Annotated in this window: 5 protein-coding genes; 2 read left to right on the forward strand and 3 right to left on the reverse strand. The window is 48.1% G+C overall.

The features are described from left to right. Positions 1-21: 21 nt before the first annotated feature. Both H5336_RS02145 and H5336_RS02150 read right to left on the reverse strand, forming a co-directional pair. Positions 22-15594 carry a filamentous hemagglutinin N-terminal domain-containing protein gene (locus H5336_RS02145; protein ID WP_185230980.1) on the reverse strand — a complete coding sequence of 5191 codons (15573 nt, stop codon included), beginning with the start codon at positions 15592-15594 and terminating at the stop codon, positions 22-24. 103 nt (positions 15595-15697) lie between these two features. Further along, positions 15698-17941, reverse strand: coding sequence for an NHL repeat-containing protein (locus tag H5336_RS02150; protein WP_185230982.1), 2244 nt, complete (start codon positions 17939-17941; stop codon positions 15698-15700). 707 nt (positions 17942-18648) lie between these two features. Here H5336_RS02150 and H5336_RS02155 point away from each other — a divergent pair. Both H5336_RS02155 and H5336_RS02160 read left to right on the forward strand, forming a co-directional pair. Continuing rightward, the gene (locus H5336_RS02155; protein WP_185230984.1) at positions 18649-19842 is read left to right on the forward strand and encodes a hypothetical protein; all 1194 of its coding nucleotides are present in this window, start codon (positions 18649-18651) and stop codon (positions 19840-19842) included. Between the two features lie 11 nt (positions 19843-19853). Further along, positions 19854-20642 (forward strand): hypothetical protein, encoded by a 789-nt coding sequence (locus H5336_RS02160; protein WP_185230986.1) that lies wholly within the window; start codon positions 19854-19856, stop codon positions 20640-20642. A gap of 53 nt (positions 20643-20695) precedes the next feature. On the opposite strand, the gene H5336_RS02165 is transcribed toward H5336_RS02160, so the two are convergent. Next, positions 20696-21241, reverse strand: a complete 546-nt coding sequence (locus H5336_RS02165; protein WP_185230988.1) for a two-partner secretion domain-containing protein — start codon at positions 21239-21241, stop codon at positions 20696-20698. Between the last annotated feature and the right edge of the window lie 61 nt (positions 21242-21302).

Here is a 21302-nt window from a genome sequence, read left to right on the forward strand (position 1 = left end):
TGTATAAATTTTCACTGTCCACTACAAACCCGAAAGCTCGTCTTTTTCTTCATCGGAAAGTTCGTCATCGTAGAGCTGGTCTAGCGGCATACGAATTGGCCTTCCTCCATAGGCGAAGTTACGCACATTGGAAAATACCGCCGGGTCGATGTATTCAATGTCATCCACCTCAATCAACAGTTCACTCACACTGCCGACAATAGAAGGGTCTAACAAGTCTGAATCAGTGGTTAAACCAAATAGAGGTTCTTCACCAAAGGCCCATAAGGGCCGTATGCCGGGGCCACTTACAATCAACTCTGTTTGCGCATATACCATCAGCTGCCGGTCTACACCGAAGCCGTCGCTGGTGGTCACGTCAATAATATCGCCCACTAACTCTGGGCGATTAGAGTGAGCACCCGGTGTAGCGGTTAAATAGCCATCCTCAATCACCAGCGTTACATTCCCAGAGGCGTAATTTGCATTAATGACGCCCCCCGCTTCTCGTGCGGTAAGCGCTGCACGATCGTAGTCTTCGCCGGCATTCGCCATGGTCACATTGCCTTGCGTATTAACCATGCGAATATCACCATTGGTAATTAAAGCGCTTACCGTAACGTCACGGTTATTGGTAACGCCGACATTGCCAGAGGCATTGAGTACATCCATATTGGCTACCGACATATCAAGGGTAGCGGAATCTTCTAAGCCTCCAAAACCACTCTCCGATCGCGCAATGAGCGAGTCAGCCACTATGTTGAGCTGATCATCATTATTGTCGGATATAGCGCCCCCAGCACTTAAAGACACGCTCCCGTTCTCGGCCTGAACCGAACTCAGCTGTATATCAGAGCCCGCACTCAAGACCGCATCGTTACTACTGAAAATACGGCCAGAAGCGGTCATGCCAAACTGGTTGCCCGCCGTGATAATCACCCCAGCTGAAGAGATAGCGCCATCAATAACAATTGAATCAGCCGCCGTTGCATCAAACGCACCGCTGGAAGACTGCACAGTGCCGTCCAACTCCACCATCCTCGCGCTAATGGTGAAGCCGCCAGCCTCAACTGTGCTGGTGGTATTGGATCGATTTTCGAAAGAACCGTTTTCCGCTATTACCGTAATACCGCCCGCGTTAATATCACCCTGCTGTATAACATCACCGTTAGTGGCAACAAGACGGATATCGGTTGCGGACAGTAGCTCAGTCACCATGCCCTGCCCAGCGGTGAAGCTCAATGTTTGTGCATCGGCCTGAATCGGGCTCACACCGCCATCCATAACAATACTACCTGCCGCCGAAACCGTCAGGTTTTGACTGGCAGACACATCCGCACCAAGCGCAACATCCGCTGCACTGGTTACAACAACATCGGCACCAGCAATAGTCGCACCCAGCATTTGGTTAACCGCGTTGCCCTGCAATTCAATATTGCCGGCCAGGCTCTCATTCGCAAGCAATGCACCACGAATGGTTAAATCAGCATTACCGGCATTCAGTGAAATGGCGCTGTCCGCCGCACTAGAGGTAACATTTACCGCACTGTTTACATCAATTCCCAGCCCATTCACAACCACTGAGTTCGTCGCATTAATGGTGTTTTGAATCAGTACACGGGCGGCACCGCTATCAAGCGATACGTCATCAGCGGAAATACCGTTGACCGTAATACCGTTAGGGGATACTACAGAAAAATCATTCACCACATTACCGCTAACCACAACGCCGTTTTCGCTGCTGTCTTGCAATACAAACGTACCGGCATTAGTAACATCCACAATTTCAAAACGATTATTGTCGTTGTTAAGCGTTACCACACTGGTGTCGGCACCGGTAATAGTGGTTTGGTTTGCCACCTGAACAATACCCTCACCCTCAATACTGCCTGTAGTAATAAGCGATAAATTTTGCGCAAGCACATCACCCAATAGTGTTGTTGCGTTTGTAAGGCTCACATCACCGGCGTCGGCCAACAGCGTAACCTCGCCAGAAAGTGCATGGTTATTATTCAGTAAAATATCGCCATCACTCACCAGGCGCAGCGCATTACTGGAATTGAAGGCATTACCACTAACAATACTGCCAGTCGCTTCAATATCCACTACACCACCGGGGTTCGATAGTGCGCTTATTGTCAGGCCACCATCTTGGGCAAGGAACACATCATCTCGCACAGCCACCAAGGAGAGATCATTGGTATCGATCGAGAGTCGTGCAGTTGCTGTACCCACCTCACCGGTTGCGTTAAAAATCACACCGCGATTGGCCACAACCAACGCATTCTCATCAGCACCCATCACTGAAGCATTAGTGACGCTAAAGGTTTCCTCCAGCATCAAACTACCTTCAACCACAACACGGTCGGCCTGCTCGCCAATCACACTGTAGCCTTCGTTATTGGCAATACTGAATTCACGTAAACCGGTAAATTCAACGCGATTGTTCGCAAGTACTATTGTGTCTTCCTGCCCAGCAACATCATTCAGTGTCAGTACAGAGGTATAAACACGATTGTTTACAAACTCGGTTTGCGCCAACTCCATATCAAAGTTATAAGCCACCTCGTCTTGTGTAATACTGTATGCAAAGTTTTCATTGTCGTTCGCGGAAGCCGGAGTGTAGGTCGCAGTAAAACGGTTATTGTCGTCACCGCCATCGATAAAGACCGTATCGTCATCGGCCCCGCCATAAAAGGCAACGCCCCCTGTCACACCACTACCCAAATTTACGTTCAAGCGATCTTGCCCGGCACCTGCACGTATTTCACCGCTAAGACTACCGCCCGCTTCCAGAGTAAATTCATCGACAACACCGCCACCAAGAAGCGTAGTAAAACCACTAAAGGCTATATCGTTACCGCCTTGGTCTTGAATTCTGCCGGTATTTTCGCCCGTAATCGTCCATTCATTACGCACATCCGCTGCGGTAAGCGTACTGGAACTGTTATTACCGACGTACTCCTCAATATTTTCGAAGCCGGAATCAATATCGCCAATCACAACATTCGCAATAATTAACTCACTCATATCCACCCGGTCACGAGTTCCTACTGGCTGACCGCCACCATTAACCAGCCCACTCATATCACCACTTTGTGTAAAACTAAATATGTCGACTTGATCGCGGCCTAACAGGCTGGCAAAACCGCTGAACAATAAACTATTTAACGAACCGTCATCTTGCCCCGAAATTGTCCAAGTTTGTGTGCCATCGGCACCGCCTACCAAAATATTATTATTATCGGCGGCTTCAAGTACCTCAATATTATTGATTGTGAGATAAGCGGTAGTGTAAGTTGGGTCCAGAGAAACTGTCACGCTGTCCTCTACCGCCAGAAGATTTATACGGTCGGTCGCTAGACCATCATCAGGGTTTACACCGCCATCAATGGAGCCGGTAATACGATCATCCTCGCTTGCACCCACTTGCCGCGCCAACACAAAAGTATCGTTTCCAGAACCCCCCTCAATATCGGCAAACCCGCTAAAAGCAACACTGTTGACCAAGCCAGCGTCTGTACCCTGAATAGTCCAAATATTCGTCGTGTTATCGCCCATTAAGCGTAAATTATCGGAGGGAGTCTCAGAGGTAACACCCTCCACATTGGCTAGATTAATTTCGGTTTCACCAACGGTACTGCCAAGCCGAACTGTTGAAATGCCGGTAGCGGCGATATTGCGAAAAATAACCGAGTCTGCTGAATTATTTTCATTTGCACCGCCGTCAACCAAACCACCCACAAGATTACCATCGAAACTAAATTGATCTTGCTGGTTGCCACCGGTCAGGTTATCAATACCCGAAAAGGTCAAAGTGCCGTTAGTGTTTACAAGCGTATTAAGTGCCGCAATAGACCAAGTGTTGGCCGTGTTATTTGCGCCTAATAAAGTATGTGGCTCGGTATTGCTCGCAATTAGCCGCTCTACACCATACACATCTATTTGAGTAGCCCCTAGGTCTACAGCATGGTTCTGGTTGTCTAACGTTGTTTGCTGGAAAACAAAGCTTTGGTTGGAAGTACCTAATACCAGCAACTGGTCGGGAAGAGCTGCTTCACCGCCGCCGTTAACGGTGCCGGTAACCATACCCAAGGCGCTAAGCTGGAATACGTCCTGATCATCGCCACCCTCAAGGTGGGCCATATTACTGAAATTAAGTACTGGTGCACCGTCGGAGGCACTCACACGACCAGCGTTTGTGCCGGTTATATTCCAGGTATTACCAATGTCATTACCGCTGAGTCTGTGGCCAACCGTATTCGCGCTTGCCTGTAATGTTTCCACGTTTGCCAAAACAAAATTGGCAACGGCACTGTCATCAATATCAAGCGAAATATGCTGCGCCGTTGTTAGGCTTGTAATATTCACGGTATCTGCACCAGCACCACCGTCAAATACCCGGCTTACATCGCCAAGCTGAAGAACGTTAAACGTATCGTTCGCGGCACCACCGGCAACACTATCAACGCCCGAAAAACTTAATGTTGTAGAATTATCAACTAGCTGATAACCGTTACTGGCATCAAGCGTCCAGATCGCTGTACCCGCACCCGAACTCATAACAACGGTGGCACCTGTGCCTTCGCCGGTATCCGTCAGGCTTGCGATATTGGCAATATCGACAACACCTTCACGGTTATCCATCAAATAAACAAGCTGCGTTAATGGTTGTGGGTAACTAACGTCAACGACTGTCGGCGTGGTTTGTACAGCATTCACACCAAAGGTTAAATCACTGGCCGTAGAGGTAACACGAATAGCATTAACACCCCCACCACCATTAATAAAGCCATCTACAAGCAACCCACTCGTACCAGCCGCATTATCAAAAACGAAATTAAAGGTGTCTTCACCGCCCCCCCCTAGAAGCTGATTGACTCCGCTGAATGAAAATCCAAATTCAGTCGCCGCAACACCCTCGATTTCGTAATCAACATCGTTTGAATAAAAATTACCGCTGTTTACACCGGAAATTGTCCAAGTGTTCTCACCGTTAAAGCCACTGTCTTCTGTAACCCGTAGAAAGGTATCGTCATTACCCACTAAGCGAAGAATTTGTGGGCTAATATCCACCACTACCGTCAAGCCGTCTCGGTTACTATAGTCCAGCGATCGCAAACCGGAACCCTCGCGATATTCGCCGGTAATATCCGAGTCTGGATCGAGGTTTGTGTCTTCATCGCCAACTCCGGCCTGAATGCTGCCAAAATGGTAAAAATGGCTATCCGTGCCAGCAATAGCGACTACCGGTTCGGCATCCGCACTTTCAATGCTTCGAACGATACCTTCATTTTGCCCTCCCACATCCATATCCCATTGCACATCATCACCGTGCGCAATAGCCAGCCAGTTATTATTCTCGCCGTTTTTAGGATCTTTATGCGCGGCCGTTATGGATTCAAACTGCCAGGCATTAACGTTCGGCAAATCGCTAGCATCCTCAACAATACTGCCAGGAATCGCCGTAGCGCCTAATTCAACCACTACCCCGGCGGTGAATACCTGAAGGTCTAACTGGTCATTAGTGCCCGCACCACCATCGATCAAACCGCTGATCGATGCAGTAATAGCCGTAAAGTTAAAAATATCGTTGCTATCACTACCCGTAAGATTTTCAATGGAGTTAAAATCACTTACATAACCACTCGAAACGCTGCCCTCATTGTCACCCGAAATACTCCAGGTAGCCGCGTTGGTTACGTGAAGCGTATCGGTGGCAATTTCAGTAAAGCCTTCCGACGCACCCCAAAGCGTGCTCACAATGTTCGCGTTGCGCACCTCGAAATTATCCGCACCGGTACCGCCGGTAAAATCCTCAATATTACTAAAATCAATACCGGCGCCTTCCGCACTATTCCAATTCAACGTATTGGCATCGTCATCAGCGCTCAAGGCAAACAACCAGTTGTTGGCGCGGTTAGCGCCAACAAGCTTGTCGCCATCGGTGTGACCGCCGCCATCGATTGTCATACGAACCTCAGACGTTGCCACAACGGCAAATACGTCATCTCCACCACGGCCGCTCAATTCGCGCAGGCTACTAGCAGCGCCATTCAGATTAAACGTGTCACTTGCTGAATCACTACCCTCGGCTAATGCAATATTGTTAAAAGTAACAACCCCTCGCCCTTGCACCGCTACGCTCTCAACAGCGTCACCAATACCCCACTGTGTAGGGTTGTCATAATTCACACGCAACCTGTCGTTAGTAGAACCAGCGCCATCAACCGAAACGTTCACATCAGCATCGTTCACGTCGAATAAATCGGCACCATCGCCACCCATAAACTGTTCAAAAAGTACAGCTGAACCTACCCGCTCGCTTACACTTGCACTGGAAACACCGCCAAGTTCGGTTAAAGCCCAAGTGATGCTATCGCTGCCCGCGCTTGCAATGGTGAGAGTATCTACACCTGCATCCGTGAACCCTACAGCGGTACCCCGAATAGTGCCCGTTATTTGGCCGTCGTCGCCTACAGCATTATCATTTAAAATAAATTCATCGCTACCCACATTACCCGAGAGGTTCTCCATACCCACAAAGGCAAGAGCATTTGCACCACCGGCTTCCGAAACACTCCCCTCATTCACCCCCGTTACCGTCCATCGATTATTCTGGCTAATACCCACCAGCGTATCGCCCTCGCCATTACCCACAAAACGCTCTACACCGGTAAAATTAATACCGCTTACGTCGCCCTCGCCTGCAGCACTTAGTGCCCAAACGCGGCTATTGGTTTCGGTAATAATGGAGTCGGTAACAATACCGTTGGTGGGCGTACCGCCAATAATCATACCGGTAACACTACCATCGGCCGTAATAGTGAAATTATCAGTAGCGTCGGCTCCGCCGGTTAAATTAGCAAAATCAAAAAATCCAAGACTGTTAGCCCCGTTTACAAGTGTTCCATCGTTTGGAGCATTTACCTGCCAAGTATTGGTACCCGTATTCAAACCGATTAATGTGCTGCCGTCGCCGTTTCCTATAACCTCTTCAATATTTTGTACACCATAAACAGTACCACCAGACAAGTTCACCGAAACCAAACCACTAAGCTCCGAGAGGTTAACGGTGTCAGAACCAATATTCTCACCTGATACTGCGTTGGCATTTATCGTACCGGTTATACTGCCAGCGTCGGTAAAGCGAAATTCATCAACCCCTGTGCCGCCCGTAAGTGCGGTAATATTGCTAAAGGTAAAACGGCTACTCGCCACATTCGAACTGTTATAACGGTTAACCACCCCTGCATTTTCATTATTTAAATACCAGTCATTGCGCTCACCGCTTACACTGGCCACCGATAGAGTATCGGCACCACCAAACCCATTAATACTGCCATCAAACGCGCCGCTGTCTGTTAATACAAAACTGTCTACAAATACCGCCTGCCCTTCCAGTATTTGAATACCAGAAAATGCCTCTACGTAGGCCGTACCCGCCACGCTTAAAGAACCGTTACTGTCCTCGCTGCTTAAGCCGTTAATGGCCCACTGGGTATTCGCTTCTCGACTAATAAGTGTGTTATTACCCGCCTCACCCTGCACCGCGCCGAATTCTATAGTTTCCGAGCGAACAACACTGCCACCACCGGAGAAATCGAAAGTATCGTCACCCCCGCCGCCAATTAATACCTGGAAGTTTTCAAACGCTACCGCTGCAGATACCCCTACGGTTACAGAGCCGCTGTTTTCACCATCAATATCCCAAAGTACAACTTCACTTATATTACTGTTTACGGTCAGTGAATTATTATAAAGCGCATCGGCACTCACCGTTTCAAAATCACGGAGGGCCAAACCATTAATGGCACTACCCAGGGTGATATCCAAATCGTCTGCGGGTAAATTTAAAATGTCGGCACCGTCACCGGCGTTCAGCGTAATATTAAATGCATCGACCACGTTAAACGTGTCATCACCAAAGCCGGAAGAAACCGTTTCTATTGTAGAAAAGTTAGTGCTTGTTTCATCAGCATTTAAAAGCCCATTGGCATACGTAAAACGGCTGCCCGCAGAATTGATAGACCAGATGATATCCACATTGGGCGCAACAATTACGTCACCAGTAGCGCCACTATTACCGCCACCGGCTATACTGCCAGACAACCCGACAACTGCACCGGCAGTTTGATCAAACGTAAAAGTATCGTTACCCGCGCCACCGGCTAAATTATTAAAGTTAACAAACTCCGTTGTGCCTGCAACAGTACCATCGTTTATTCCGTCGGCACCGGCGGCATTTGCAGCGGCATCAATATCAAAAATAGCCCAGCCAATTGCCGCATTTGCATTACTGCTGTAGGTTAATGTGCTGCTGTTTGTGTTGGCTGGATTTAAACCATCGTTGTTGCCAATAAAGCGGTCAATACCGGCTACAGTAGCAGCCCCCACCACAATATCGACATCGCCGGTAACATCGGCATAGTCTGCAATATCACCTGCACCCGCACCTGCGGAAATGTCAAAGGCTATAAAATCAGCGAAATCGAAATTATCGATACTGGCATCACTTCCTTCCAGTCGTTCAATACCACTGAAATTACTCACATAACCCGCATCTGCGCTGTCTGCTATAGCGTTGGCACCGCTTGAAAGTGACCAGTTGTTTTCCGCATCGCGTGCAATAAGGGTATCAACATCCGTTTCACTACCACCGTTAATACCAGCACCGGCACCTATAACAGCACCCGTAGCGCCAAACGCGAAAGTGTCATCACCGGCACCGCCGTTTAGCATCATGGCAACACTGGCATTAATAACAAACTCATCGGAATTATCGTTTCCGTTTAGGGTGCTCATACCTGAAAAGGTAACGGTATCGCTGGGGCTGTTTGCATCGGCCGCAAGCGTGTTTGTGCTTCCGTTTAATGTCCAGGTGTTGGCTTGATTTCGCGCGGTTAAAGAATCGGCACCTGCGCCGGTAAGCGTTTGTATTTCCGTAAACGACGTGGTGTGCCCAACGGAAACAACTCCCTGGTGAAGGCCGTTCAACAACCATTGATTACTAGCATCTTCGAATTGCAGTGTATTGTTTTCCAATGCAAACAAATCGGCATTATTGCTGTCTCGTACACCGCTTACACTTACAATAGAGCCGGTGCTTGCCACTTCAAACGCGTCGTTGGCTTCATTACCCTCTAGCGCCGCAAAGTTTTCAAATGCCAGCGAATCAGCACCATTCGAAACCGTTCCGCTATTAACACCATCTATATCCCAGGTGGTAGCCGTGCCCGCCATGGCACTGCTACTGGCCAGCTGCAAACTATAACCCGTGCCGCCCCCCTCAATGGTTTCAACATTTACCATACCTTTTAGACTGGAGCCTAAAGTAACCTCATATACACCAGCCGTTGTCACTAACCACGAATCATTGCCGTCTCGCGCATCAATGCCACCCAGCGCACCGCCGTAATTACCCGAAAAATCAAATTCAAAGCGGTCGTCGCCGCCGTTAGAGCCATTAAGCTTTTCCACCGCTGTAAAGGCAATATTCCCCAGCGAACCGGAATTGTTATCGGTTAGTACCCAGGTAAATTCACCGGTAGTATCTACAAGCGTTAAGGTGTCTTCAGTACCGGTGTTGCCCGTAATTGCGGTGGTTGATATACCGCTTAATACATTAAAAATATCGTTGCCTGTACCACCGTCAACGTCCCAAGTTGTAGAACCATCGCCATCGTTTACGCCAGCATTCAGATGGAAAACGTCACCGCCCGCGTCACCTAATAAACGGCTGGTAATCGCTGTGCCCACAGCAAAAGTGTCTGCGTCTCCACCACCGGCCACTTCAGAAAAGCTATGGTTTAATGTAAAGGTATCAACCGCATCACCACCTTTCAGGTTCTCAAAATATGTAAAGCTAATAACAGTGGATGGCGTATTTTCCGCATTGGCAATTTCACCCGCACCAGCGGCTGAAGATTCCCAAAAAGAAGCAACAGGTAAACCGTTAAGCGTATCGGTTGCCCCAGACTCACTATTGCCGTTTAAAGTAAAACTGGAGGTAATAAAATTGGTGTAATTCAGCTCCACACTACCTTCCGTAGTGCCGGTGCCATTTAGGGAAAGTGTTGCAATAGACGCCGTACCCGCCAACGTGCCCGCACCACCTTCGGTATTGATATCGCCATTAACAATAATGGACGGTGTGCCGCCGTTTTCGGTAGCACTAATAGTGACTTCGCCACCATTGCCGCCTGTACCAGTTACAGCATTGCTACCGGCACTGGTAATGGTGCCCACAGTAATATCGGCAGCACTGAGATTAATAGCACCACCATTTAAACCACCAGCTGTGGCGGTGCCACCAGCGCTGGATATGTCACCAACGGCGAGTGTAGAATCCACCGCTATATCAATACTTCCACCCGCGGCATCTTCTGTTCCGTCAGTATTAATAGTAAAAGCAGAGAAAAGACTGCCCGTAACAGCCAATGAGGTTGAAGTGATATCTGCAGCCGTAACCTGCGAGGCCAACGGCCCTAACTCATTGGTAACATCTGAATCTGCCTCACCAACGATAACATCACCCAAACGTACGCTATCACCGACATCGCCAGCAAACGTAATGTTAGCCCCCAGTACCGTAAGGTTTTCTGCTCCTACGGTGGTACCATCAATTGTGCCACTAAAAATCACATCGGCCGACTTGGCATACTCAACAGTACCGCTGCTATTACCATCGTTGTCTATAAATACACCCGTAAGTGTTGCGTCGATAACGATAGGATCGGCCATACTCGCATCGTCAAGCACAGCATTGCCTACAAAAGTAATACCACCCGCATTACCGTTTTCTCGCGAATTATTTTGATCCCACAGTCGACCGCCGCGAGCCGTAACATTGTCTGTAAGTGTGATAACCCCAAAAGCATTATCGCTGGCTTGGGAAGTAACCGTAATAGTTCCCGCATTACCACCGTTTGCGTCGTCATCATTGTCATCATCTTGCGCATGGCCATTACCACCATCCGCACTCACGCCCGAAAGCGTAATTGTTTCCCCGCCGGATGAAGTAATGGAAATGTTCGCACCATGGCCGCCATCGTATTGAGCACTACCGTTATTATTATTATCAAGCCCATCACTGCCGATGGCCTGCACATTTCCTACCGAAACCGCACCGGTGGCACTTAAGGTAATAGCACCGGCATCACTGCCAGCGTTGCCGCCATCTGCAGCACCACCGTTAGTCGTAATACTCCCAGTAGTAATATTCCCAGCGGAGGCATCCAAAATTATAGTTCCGCCGTTGTAATTATTAACACCTGCCGTACTAATATTTTGTAGGTTAATCGATTGGGCATTAACGGTTAAATTACCCGAGGCGCTGTTAGTGCCAGTAATGGTTATGGTATTAGTGGCGGCTTGGGTAACAGCGCCAGCGGTTGCGGTTATTGCGTTGGCGTCACCTGTGCCGGTAATAGTGACTGTACCCAATGCCAGGTCGCCTACGGTATCGCGCAGCGTTAGTTGCGAAGCGCTCACAACGGTTACGGCACTTTGAAAATTGTGGTCGGCATCTAACGCTATGGCACCTGTGCCAGCAGTTAAGCTGGTGGTACCGTTTACAGTAAACGCACCGTCATCTGTAATGCCCGTAGCCGTTATATTTAAATTGCCGGAAATAGTGGGTGTACCACCCGAGCCACCGACTACTATTACACCGTTATCACTTAAGGTTAGGTCGCGCACACTGGCGACATAGACTGCACCATCACTCGCACTTTCATTGGCAAGGGTTACGTCTTGCGCATTTACAACGGTTATCGCCCCATCAAATTCGTGGCCGGCATTATCAAAAGTAATATTGCCGGTAGCACCAGCGTTTAGCTGAGTGCTGCCGTTTACTTCTATAGTACTGCTATTGGTGTCTGAACTAATGCCGTTCGCGGTAATACTTAAATCACCACCGCCAAAACCCCCTTCGGTTCGTAAATTACCCAGGGTAACGGCACCGGTCATCGCAAGCGTAATGTCACCGCTGGTAGTGGTGTTGCCACCGCCACCAGCGTTTGAATACCCTGTGTGAATCCACACGCCCGCGCTATCAAAATCAACTCCGGAGGCACTTATTGTTCCACCACCGGTATACGTTGCTGCATTGATGTTAATGTGGCCAGTAGTAGAGCCCGTTTGGCGGCCAGCATTTAAAACGAGATTGAGGGTGTCGTCATCATCTACGGCAGTATCGACTATTGATTGATTCAACGTTATCGCATTATCGGCATTTAGTTCAAAGGTAATAAAGGAAGGGTCGTTATCAACCGAAACCGCATCTGTACCGGTCTCATCAAAATCGTATTCAGACTGCAGTGTTATATCGTTGCCCGACGTAACGGTTATATCACCCGCCAACTCAGCACTCGAATTTGTGCTGTTATCGAGTACTCCTAAAACCACATTACCATTGGCAGTACCATCAACAATGGTTCTAATGGTGATAGCGCCACCGTCGGTGTCTATTGTACCGCCGCTGCCGCTTATGTAGTTGTCGAATGAATTGGCGTAAACGGTGTAATCGGTACTATTAACAGTAAATTCACTGCCCACCAAAAAATCACCACCGCCAGTGGAAATACCGCTTTCAATATTAATATCGCCATCAACGGAAATATTAACAGTGCCACCATCGGTTTGAATGGCTTGTTCGTTGGTAAAGTGAGTGAGATTGGCATCGCCGCCGAAAGAGCCAAAGGTTAAATCTACAGCGTCTGTAGCTGCGGTAAGTTCGCCGAGAAGATGAATACCATCTACATTATTATTGTCTGCAACGAAGGCGTCGGTGGGGTTTGAATTGCCTGCGAGAAAGGTAAAAGAATTTGTACCATCGCCCGATAATATATCCATATTAATGTTTTGGTGAAGGGTTAAATCATCACCGGCGCTTACGATTAATTCAATATTACCGTTACCAGTATAATTCCAACTGGATTGATCTGGATGGTATAGGCGCCCTAAATCAATATCCTCATCGGCATAGATGTAAAGATTTCCACCCTTATTAATAGCGCCGCTACTAATGGCAAGGGATAACCGACCAGCAGAGGCATCCACACTGCCTGTGAGTGACGTAGCACTACTCCCAATTGAAATATCACCACCTTCTGCTCCAATGGTAGCATTGTTGGTCATTATAAAATCGTGCCCTGAGACTGAGAAATCACCCTCTGTCATCCAAAGAGTACCTCCGCCATCGAGGGTAACAATACCATCATCCGCAGCATCACCAGCTTCGCCGACATCGGTGTCTGCATTTAAATTAATATTAAAAATATTTGCGCCAGAACTATTGTCTGCGCCTACGCCAATTAGACTAATATTTCCCGCAGCATTCACGGTTAACGTTACAGCATGGCTCGAAAGAGAGCCTTCAATGCCATAGGTAATATTATCATTGAAGATTACGTTGTCGGCCGTTATTGAAACCAGGCTATCGGTTGTGCCACTGGCATTGCTATCCCCTATGATTAGCTCATCAAATGCAGCATCGCCAGTAACATTAACCGTTACGTTACCACCGCCCGTTGCAGACGCGGTATTGATATGGCCTAGTGAAGTAAAGCTGGAACCCGTAGCCGAGAAGGTGCCGCCGTAGGTGATTATATGGCCGTAAAGATTGACCGCCCCCGTTGGCGTCAGGCTGACTGCACCGCCGCCGGTATTGATGCTTGTGGTGGTATTTGCTGTAAAGTTGGAACCCGTAGCCGAGAAGGTGCCGCCGTAGGTGGTGATGTTAACGCCGCTGGCGATTTCGATATTTCCGCCACCGTCCTGGCCGCCATCATCGTAATTACTGATTAGGGTTAGGTTTAGGGAGTCTGAGCCCAAACCAGAATTATCATCGAAAACATTTGCGTTGATCAAAATATCATCATGGGCGCGAAAGGTAAGCGAGCTTGCGCCTCGGCCGTTAATATTTAGCGCATCCACAAGCGTAATATCACCATCCTGCGTACCATCACCGGTAGTTTCCACAACCACACTATTTCCGCTAGCAAGGGCGCCACGCAGTGATGCAATAGTTAAAACCGAACTGGTGACATTTGCACCACCCTCATTTGGCGTAAATAGATCTGCTGCAGGGGCCTCGTTGTCTGTATACGCCAGCGCTTCTTCATTATCATTATCAATCGAGCTTTTTATTTCGATATTATAGGGGTCTATCAACCATGTACCACTTTCACCTTGGCTAGCAGACACATCCACAGAGAGATTTAAATTTACAACGCCCGAAGAGGTTTCAACAAAGCCTCCTTCACTAAACCCTGTTGCACTAATGCTTCCGTAGGCCTTTAAGGCATCATCACCCCACAAAATAACTTTACCACCGCTACCGGCTTCACCTGTAGCATCCGCATTTAACTGCGTACCTTGGCCCACATACACCGCTGAGGCATTGCGTACCTGCGGGTTTTCGCCCCGGTAATCTCCGCCCACTAATATTTGGCCACCTTCGCTCGTGCCCGTAGCGTTAACTTGTGCTTCACCAAGCAAACCAACACGGTCACCCAGCAGCTTTATATCGCCACCTTTACCCTGCACCGCGTTGGCGGTAACCACGCTACTTTGCGTTAACAAAGTGGTATCGCGGCTATGAATTTCCACATGGCCAGCAGTGGTAGCACTATTGGAATAACTGTCGGCATTTATTTCGCCGCTATGGGTAATATTTTCACCCACAATCACCACATCACCAGCCTGCTCACCGGCAACGCTAATTAAACCCGCATTAACAATATCCGCACCGTCACCAATAGTAAAAGAACCATCTTCATTCACCACCACACTGCGGTTGTAGTCCAAATCACCGTTGTTCACGGCCTGCGAAAAAATATCTTGGCTGGTGCTGGCGGTAAGTAAAACCTTACCGCCTTCGGCCTGAATGGCCCCGGCATTCACCACTGCAGGGTCTAGGCCAATATCGCTTTCTAGCAACGCTTCGGTAATACGAACCCCTACTTTACCCTCGTTATCAAAGGTAACGACCGCTTCACGCCCGGCGGCGAAATTTACCGAGCCCAATTTCGCGCTGATTAAGCCATTGTTTTCTACCCGTTTACCCAGCAGGCTTACACTGCCACCGGTAGCGGCATTGAGTAACCCGCTGTTAATCACTACACCATCGGTATTCTCCAGCGCGCTAAAGGTAAGTTCGCCGTTCATGAAATCGTTGGGGTTAATACTTAAACCACTGGCAAGAATGCCCCCGGCATTCACCACCGCACTTTCACCAAAAATAATGCCGTGGGGGTTTACAAAAACCAGCTGGCCATTGGCCTCTACCTGCCCCCGAATATGGGAGGCGGTGTTACTCAAAATATTATTTAAAGCAACAGAAGAACTGCTGGGCTGAATAAACTGCACACGTTCATCGCTGTTAACATCAAAACTTTGCCAGTTAATGGCTAACCGATCCGAGGCTTGATTAATTATGGTGTCGTTACCGGTACGCGACACACTGCCTGCCCCACCGACCACTTCTTCACCTTCTGGCCCCGCTAAAACCTGGCCAGCCAGCACCAAGCCAATTACAAAAGGCAAGCGTGACCGTTTAAAGGTTTTTGTCCGAGAAGTATTTGGTAAGCGAAGAGGTTTAGCGCGGTTCATAAAAATATCCTGAAAATACAATATCCAATGGCTTTTCTAATTCGTTTTGGCTTACATGGGGTAGGCGCACAAATTGAAATGCACCACCCCGTTTATCACAAAGCTATAAAAGGGAATTGGATACGATAATCCTCTCACCAGAGGTTAGATCTACCAGAAGAATGGCCGTGTAATACTCATTCACTTTGCTTTGGGAGGCGACAAAGGCAATATTTGTTTCTTCGTCAATTGCCATACCCCAGGGAATTTGCAAGCTATTGGCACCACTCACAGGCATGCCGGCACTGGAAAGCGTGGTCATAACACCGGTACTTATGTCTATAGCCGATAATCTTTCCAATTTTTCGTCGGTCAAGATAATGCGGTTATCGTCGGCATCGAGTTTTATATCAAACGGTGCTTCAAGCTGATCACTATCCACCCACACCGTGCGCTCACCGGTTGTTAGATCTACCCATAAGAGCTGTTGGGTGGTGTAATCGGTGAGTAGCGCCCGGTTATTCGCTTCATCCAAAACCAAACCCATGGGGTTGGTAAAGGGGTTAGCGCCTCCATCTGGCCGGGTATTATCCGAGATCAGCGTACGCGCCCCCGTCTCCATATCCACCGAATAAAAACGTGCGACGATATCCGCCACATACAGTGCGCCATCATTTCCTAGCTCCATAGAATAGGGGCCAACAATATCGATATTGGAATTCGGGCTACTGTCATCCGTGAGTACCGTGAACGCACCCGTTTCGAGGTTGGCGTTAAAAATAATTCCGTTATTCTGATCCGCAAACAATAAGGCATTTTGTTCAGGAAGCAGCTTGAGCTTTGAAAAACTATTAAAAGCTGGGTCTTCATCAACAAATACACTTCTTACACCGGTGCCTAAATCAATAGTCAAAACCTGAGTTGGCCCCGAGCGAGACATAAACAACTGATTCCCTTCTCGATCCCACTCAACACCTCGATAGTTGGCATTCCCTATCTGTACATCATCACTCCCCTCAGGAAAAAACGTCGTCAACGCATCCGCCTTCTGTAATACCGTTAAGGTTACCGGCGTTGACTCTTCACCCGCACTATCCGTTGCCGTTACCTGCAAGGTATTCAGTTTTTCACTGGCCAGCTCTACCTGTACCGACCAAGTATCCTGAAAGTCTTCATCGCCAGTAGCGGTAAGGGTTTGGGTATCCACTTCTACCGTGCCGTCATCAGTAGTCACTGTTACGTTTATTTCAGTTACCGGCCCAAAGTCGTCACTGGCGTTGCCGCGCAGGGTAACGAAGGTGCCGTTGCTCATTGTGTTCGCCGTGGGGAATATCACTTCGGCAGTGGGTGGGGTTTGGTCTTCGGCTATTACGGCGAAGGTATCGCTTTGGTTTCCGATGGTGAGCGTGGCGGTGGTGGTATCGTTGTGGATTGTTCCAGCCGTTGCCCGTACTTGAATTTGCTGGCCGTTGGTAACGGTAGATGCCGCACTGCTGTAGTCTTGCACGCCGTCTATTCGGTATTCACCGTTGGTAATGCTGATGCTAGCGGTGGAGTTTATACCCGCTACCGTAATTAACTGGCTTTCCGCAGTGGCACCGGGAGCCGATACGGTGGCAGTGGCACCCAGTTCGAATGCATCGGGGTTGGTGTCTTCGGCAACGGTGGTTACGCTAAAGTTTTCCGTGGTGTCGCCAATGGTTAACGCAACAACAATTTCTGTTGCAAAGGTGGCTGCAGCTGTGCCGGTTACTGTTACAGTTTGGCCGTTTTCGATGGTACCCGCATCGCTGGTGGGGCTGCCGCTGCCCAGGGTGTAGGTTCCGTTACTTATGCTGATGGGTACCGCACCGGTTATACCTTCAATGCCAACACTCACGGAGCTTGCCGTAGCCCCCGGAGTAACGTCTGTAACTGTGCCAAGGTCCATAGCGTTAGGGGTAATATCCTGTGCAGCGGTGGTTACGGTGAATTCACCGGTAACGCCGCCAATGGTGAGGCTTACGGTTTGCCCGGTCGCAAATTCAGCAGCAGCCGTTGCCCGTACTTTTACGGCTTGGCCATTACTGATGCTGCCATTACTACTACCATAAGCACCACTACCAATGGCGTATTCACCGCCGGTAACCGATACCGAGGCGGCGGCGTTCATCCCACTAATGGTAACCGCTTCACTTTCTACTACTGCACCCAGTGCAACATCGCTTTGTGCACTAAAGCTAAAGGCATTTGGCCGTGTATCGGGGGCAGGCGTTGGTGTTGTTTTGCCCTTACCACCTCCACCGCAGGCAATAAGCCCAATAACCACTGCGCCAAAAAAAAGCTGTGTCGCAATTTGTTTAAATACAACCCGATACGAAGATATCATGAGGCTACCTTTCCTTGTTTCATACTTATTAATTAAACGCCGATAAACATGCGCACTTATAACGAAAGGAGTCAGTTATACCATATTCCGGCCATCCCCCGAGTGCTACCCCTCTCGAATCTGGTGTGTTTTTCACCCTGTTTACATTTACCTTACAACTCGCCAATACAATGGCGGATTACTGGCAAAACGTATTCACGAAGGCTTACACAAAATCAGGCGATTGGTGGGTATACAATGTCATACAGGGGGGGGTAAGCAATGCATAACGTTGTTAATTACTGGCTGGATTTTCGACACAAACGTACCGCAACGACAAACAACCGTTGTGTGGGCTTGGTCCACCAGCGCCCCATACCCGAAACATTGCGTTTCCGTGTGGTACCGGCCTGACTGTATTTGTTTCAAGATATTCTGTGTGACCTAGGTCGAATTTTTGCTAGATATTGACGGCAGTGGGGTTTTCTCTGTATATACATTGGCTGTTACAATCGTTTAAAAGTAAATAACTAGAATTGATAGCAAGGATGATACTGAGATTCATTCCAAAGGGAGTATGGCCGCGCTACCGTTACTGCGCCCAGCTTTCACTTTGGAGCATGTGCACCCAAGCCTTTCTTGCTACAAACCTCAGTTATTGCACATTCAACTTATGTAGCGAATGCTACAAGATACCCCAATAGTTATCTGGAAAAAGGACCTCCCATATGAAAGTGTCATTAAAACCCAATGGATGTGCCCATTATGCTGGACGTGAATGGCAGCAGATAAGCCCCTCAGGGCAAGGAATGCAAGTCTTTGTAGAGAAAAACCGCCACAGTGCGTTTAACCACTTGAAAAACAAAACCCGAAGCAACTACAACGCCTTGTATTTATTCAATCATTTAATGAGCTTGAATACCCGGCACGGTTTGGTAAAAAGCCTAGTAAGCCGCGCCAAACCACAACAGATGCAGCTTCAACTGGAAGGCGGCCATATCAAGTACAACATGGTGGATGGATGTATTTTTATTGGGGAGTTTGGGGTTTCTTCGGGGAGAAAATCTGCAGCAGGGCTTTATAAAGTAAAACCCGGACAAGATATTGACCCCGATCCTGTCAACGTAATTTCAACCCGGCATGTTGCCATCAATGGCTCATATAGAGGATTGGAACTTGCGTCAGGTTCAATGCCAACTTTTATTGAAAGAGGGTACAAGCCTGAAACGACTCAAGCCTCGCTCCAAAAAACTGGCTACTGTATTTTCTTTAATCCATGCGGTGATGGCGTTTCGTCAGATATGCGCCAGTTTGTGGACACCAGCAGTGTTAGCGGGGGTACTCAGACAGCAAAAAAACTGGCCCAATTGATTAAGCTAGAAGCTAAGAAAGACAAGGATACATGCTGGACCCTGCATGAAAAAGGCCATGCGGTGTTTAAGCAGGCATTAAATATTGTATTGCAAGATTTAACGGCAACCGAAAAATCGCGCTTGGCGAAACATAAGGTATTTTATGCGAACCCAACGATGAATTTAAGTTTAATTGATCATTACCGCAAAAAAGCCGGTATGCAATTAGCGCCCCAACCGCCGCTACTGAACAATACTAGCCTTGAGCAGACCTGGGTAACGGGTAATTTTGTCAGCGAATCGATTGTGTCGTACAGACAACTAAAAGAACAAGGTGAGAATGGCTTGCGTAATGTTACACCGGGGCATATCGTGAACAATGCACTGACGCGTGCGGGTATGTTGGGTGCCGGTAGTTATGGCATTCCTACTTTAGGCGTCAGCATTGCGGCTTGGGCAGTTGCTTGGGGAACCCTGATTGCGTCGAATTCTGGTAACCCCAACCAGAAAGTAATGGAAAGTGGTGCAGACTTTTTTGACCACGTATTTAATCGTTTATCGAAACACTAAGAGTAGCGTTTGTGTTATACCCTCTATTTGGAAGCCCTCGCTTACCTAAAACTGAAAAGTCGCAACAGCGCAAGATAAACTTATCGGGTACGGTTGTGCGTTTTTCCGTTCCTCCTTTTTACGATCGATGGGGGAGCCAACGCTCATTTGCGGAGCAATTCAACCTATACTCTGCCTCAGACTACTTACGTGAAGATGATTTCTCTCCAGTCATTCAGTGTTACACCTCTCGATGGGATATAAAGGGAGCCCCTCTACTCAAGAAAAATATCGGTTGGATTCGATTTTCGGTAACAGTTTCAAACTGGAAGGGAAAAAGTAATTTATTTAAACGCGACTCTTTCGTAACTGCAGTAACCAGTTACTATGAAAAAATGTATGGCCCTAAGGGTGTACACACAAAAGACACCTACGAAACATTCCTAGAATGGAAACCCGACAAAATTAATGAGAGCCAATGGATCCATTACCTGAACGTAAAAGATCCCGAAGAAGAACCCTCTCAGCGCCTCTACTGGCAAATACCATTGAGTGATGAGCATTACCTCACTTTTAATTTCAGCTACCAAATATTCAACAAAAAAATAGGCGTACACAACGCAGTAAAATTATTTGCACAGAAAATAATGCATTCAGTTCATGTCGAGCTTTCCCCCTCCGCACAACAACAGAAAGAAGCCGCTGAAAAGCAGTGGCCAGGGCAACGCTATTCAGAACATATGGAGCCTTTAAGGTGGATTCGACCCAAAAAAGATTTCATGTCTATTGAAGAGTTTTTGGCAGAAGATGATGAGCCTTGAGAGCTGATAATTTCTACCGGGAATGAATTGATTGTTTTTTTAGTGTGGATTTCTCATATATTCACACTGCCACCGGTAGCTGCATTCAATAACCCGCTATTAATCACTACGCCATCGGTATTGGCCATGGCGCTAAAGGTAAGCTCGCCGTTCATAAAATCGTTGGGGTTTATACTTAAACCACTGGCGAGTACGCCCCCCGCATTAACCACGGCATTACGGCCAAAAATAATGCCATGAGGGTTTACAAAAACCAGCTGGCCATTGGCATCCACTCGGCCATTAATGTTAGAGGCCGTGTTACTAAGAATATTATTTAAGGCAACAGAAGAACTGCTGGGCTGAATAAACTGCACACGTTCGTCGCTGTTAACATCGAAATTTTGCCAGTTAATGGCCAGCCTGTCGGTGGCTTGATTAATAAGGGTGTTGTTACCGGTACGCGAAACACTGCCCGCCCCGCCTACCACCTCTTCACCTTCTGGCCCTGCTAAAACCTGGCCAGCCAGCACCAGCCCAATAACAAAGGGCAGGCGTGACCGTTTAAAGGCTTTTATTGGAGAAGTGTTCGGTAAGCGAAGAGGTTTAGCGCGGTTCATAACAAGGCCCTGAAAAGTACAACGTCCATTTGTTGGTTTTTACGGTGAAACTCTGTGTTTA

The sequence above is a fragment of the Teredinibacter franksiae genome, from assembly GCF_014218805.1.
In the GTDB taxonomy this organism is placed as follows: domain Bacteria; phylum Pseudomonadota; class Gammaproteobacteria; order Pseudomonadales; family Cellvibrionaceae; genus Teredinibacter; species Teredinibacter franksiae.

Bases quoted from the DNA above. Each gene is read 5' to 3' on its own strand.
- H5336_RS02145 (WP_185230980.1), bottom strand. From the start codon at position 15,594: ATGAACCGCGCTAAACCTCTTCGCTTACCAAATACTTCTCGGACAAAA.
- H5336_RS02150 (WP_185230982.1), bottom strand. From the start codon at position 17,941: ATGATATCTTCGTATCGGGTTGTATTTAAACAAATTGCGACACAGCTT.
- H5336_RS02155 (WP_185230984.1), top strand. From the start codon at position 18,649: ATGAAAGTGTCATTAAAACCCAATGGATGTGCCCATTATGCTGGACGT.
- H5336_RS02165 (WP_185230988.1), bottom strand. From the start codon at position 21,241: ATGAACCGCGCTAAACCTCTTCGCTTACCGAACACTTCTCCAATAAAA.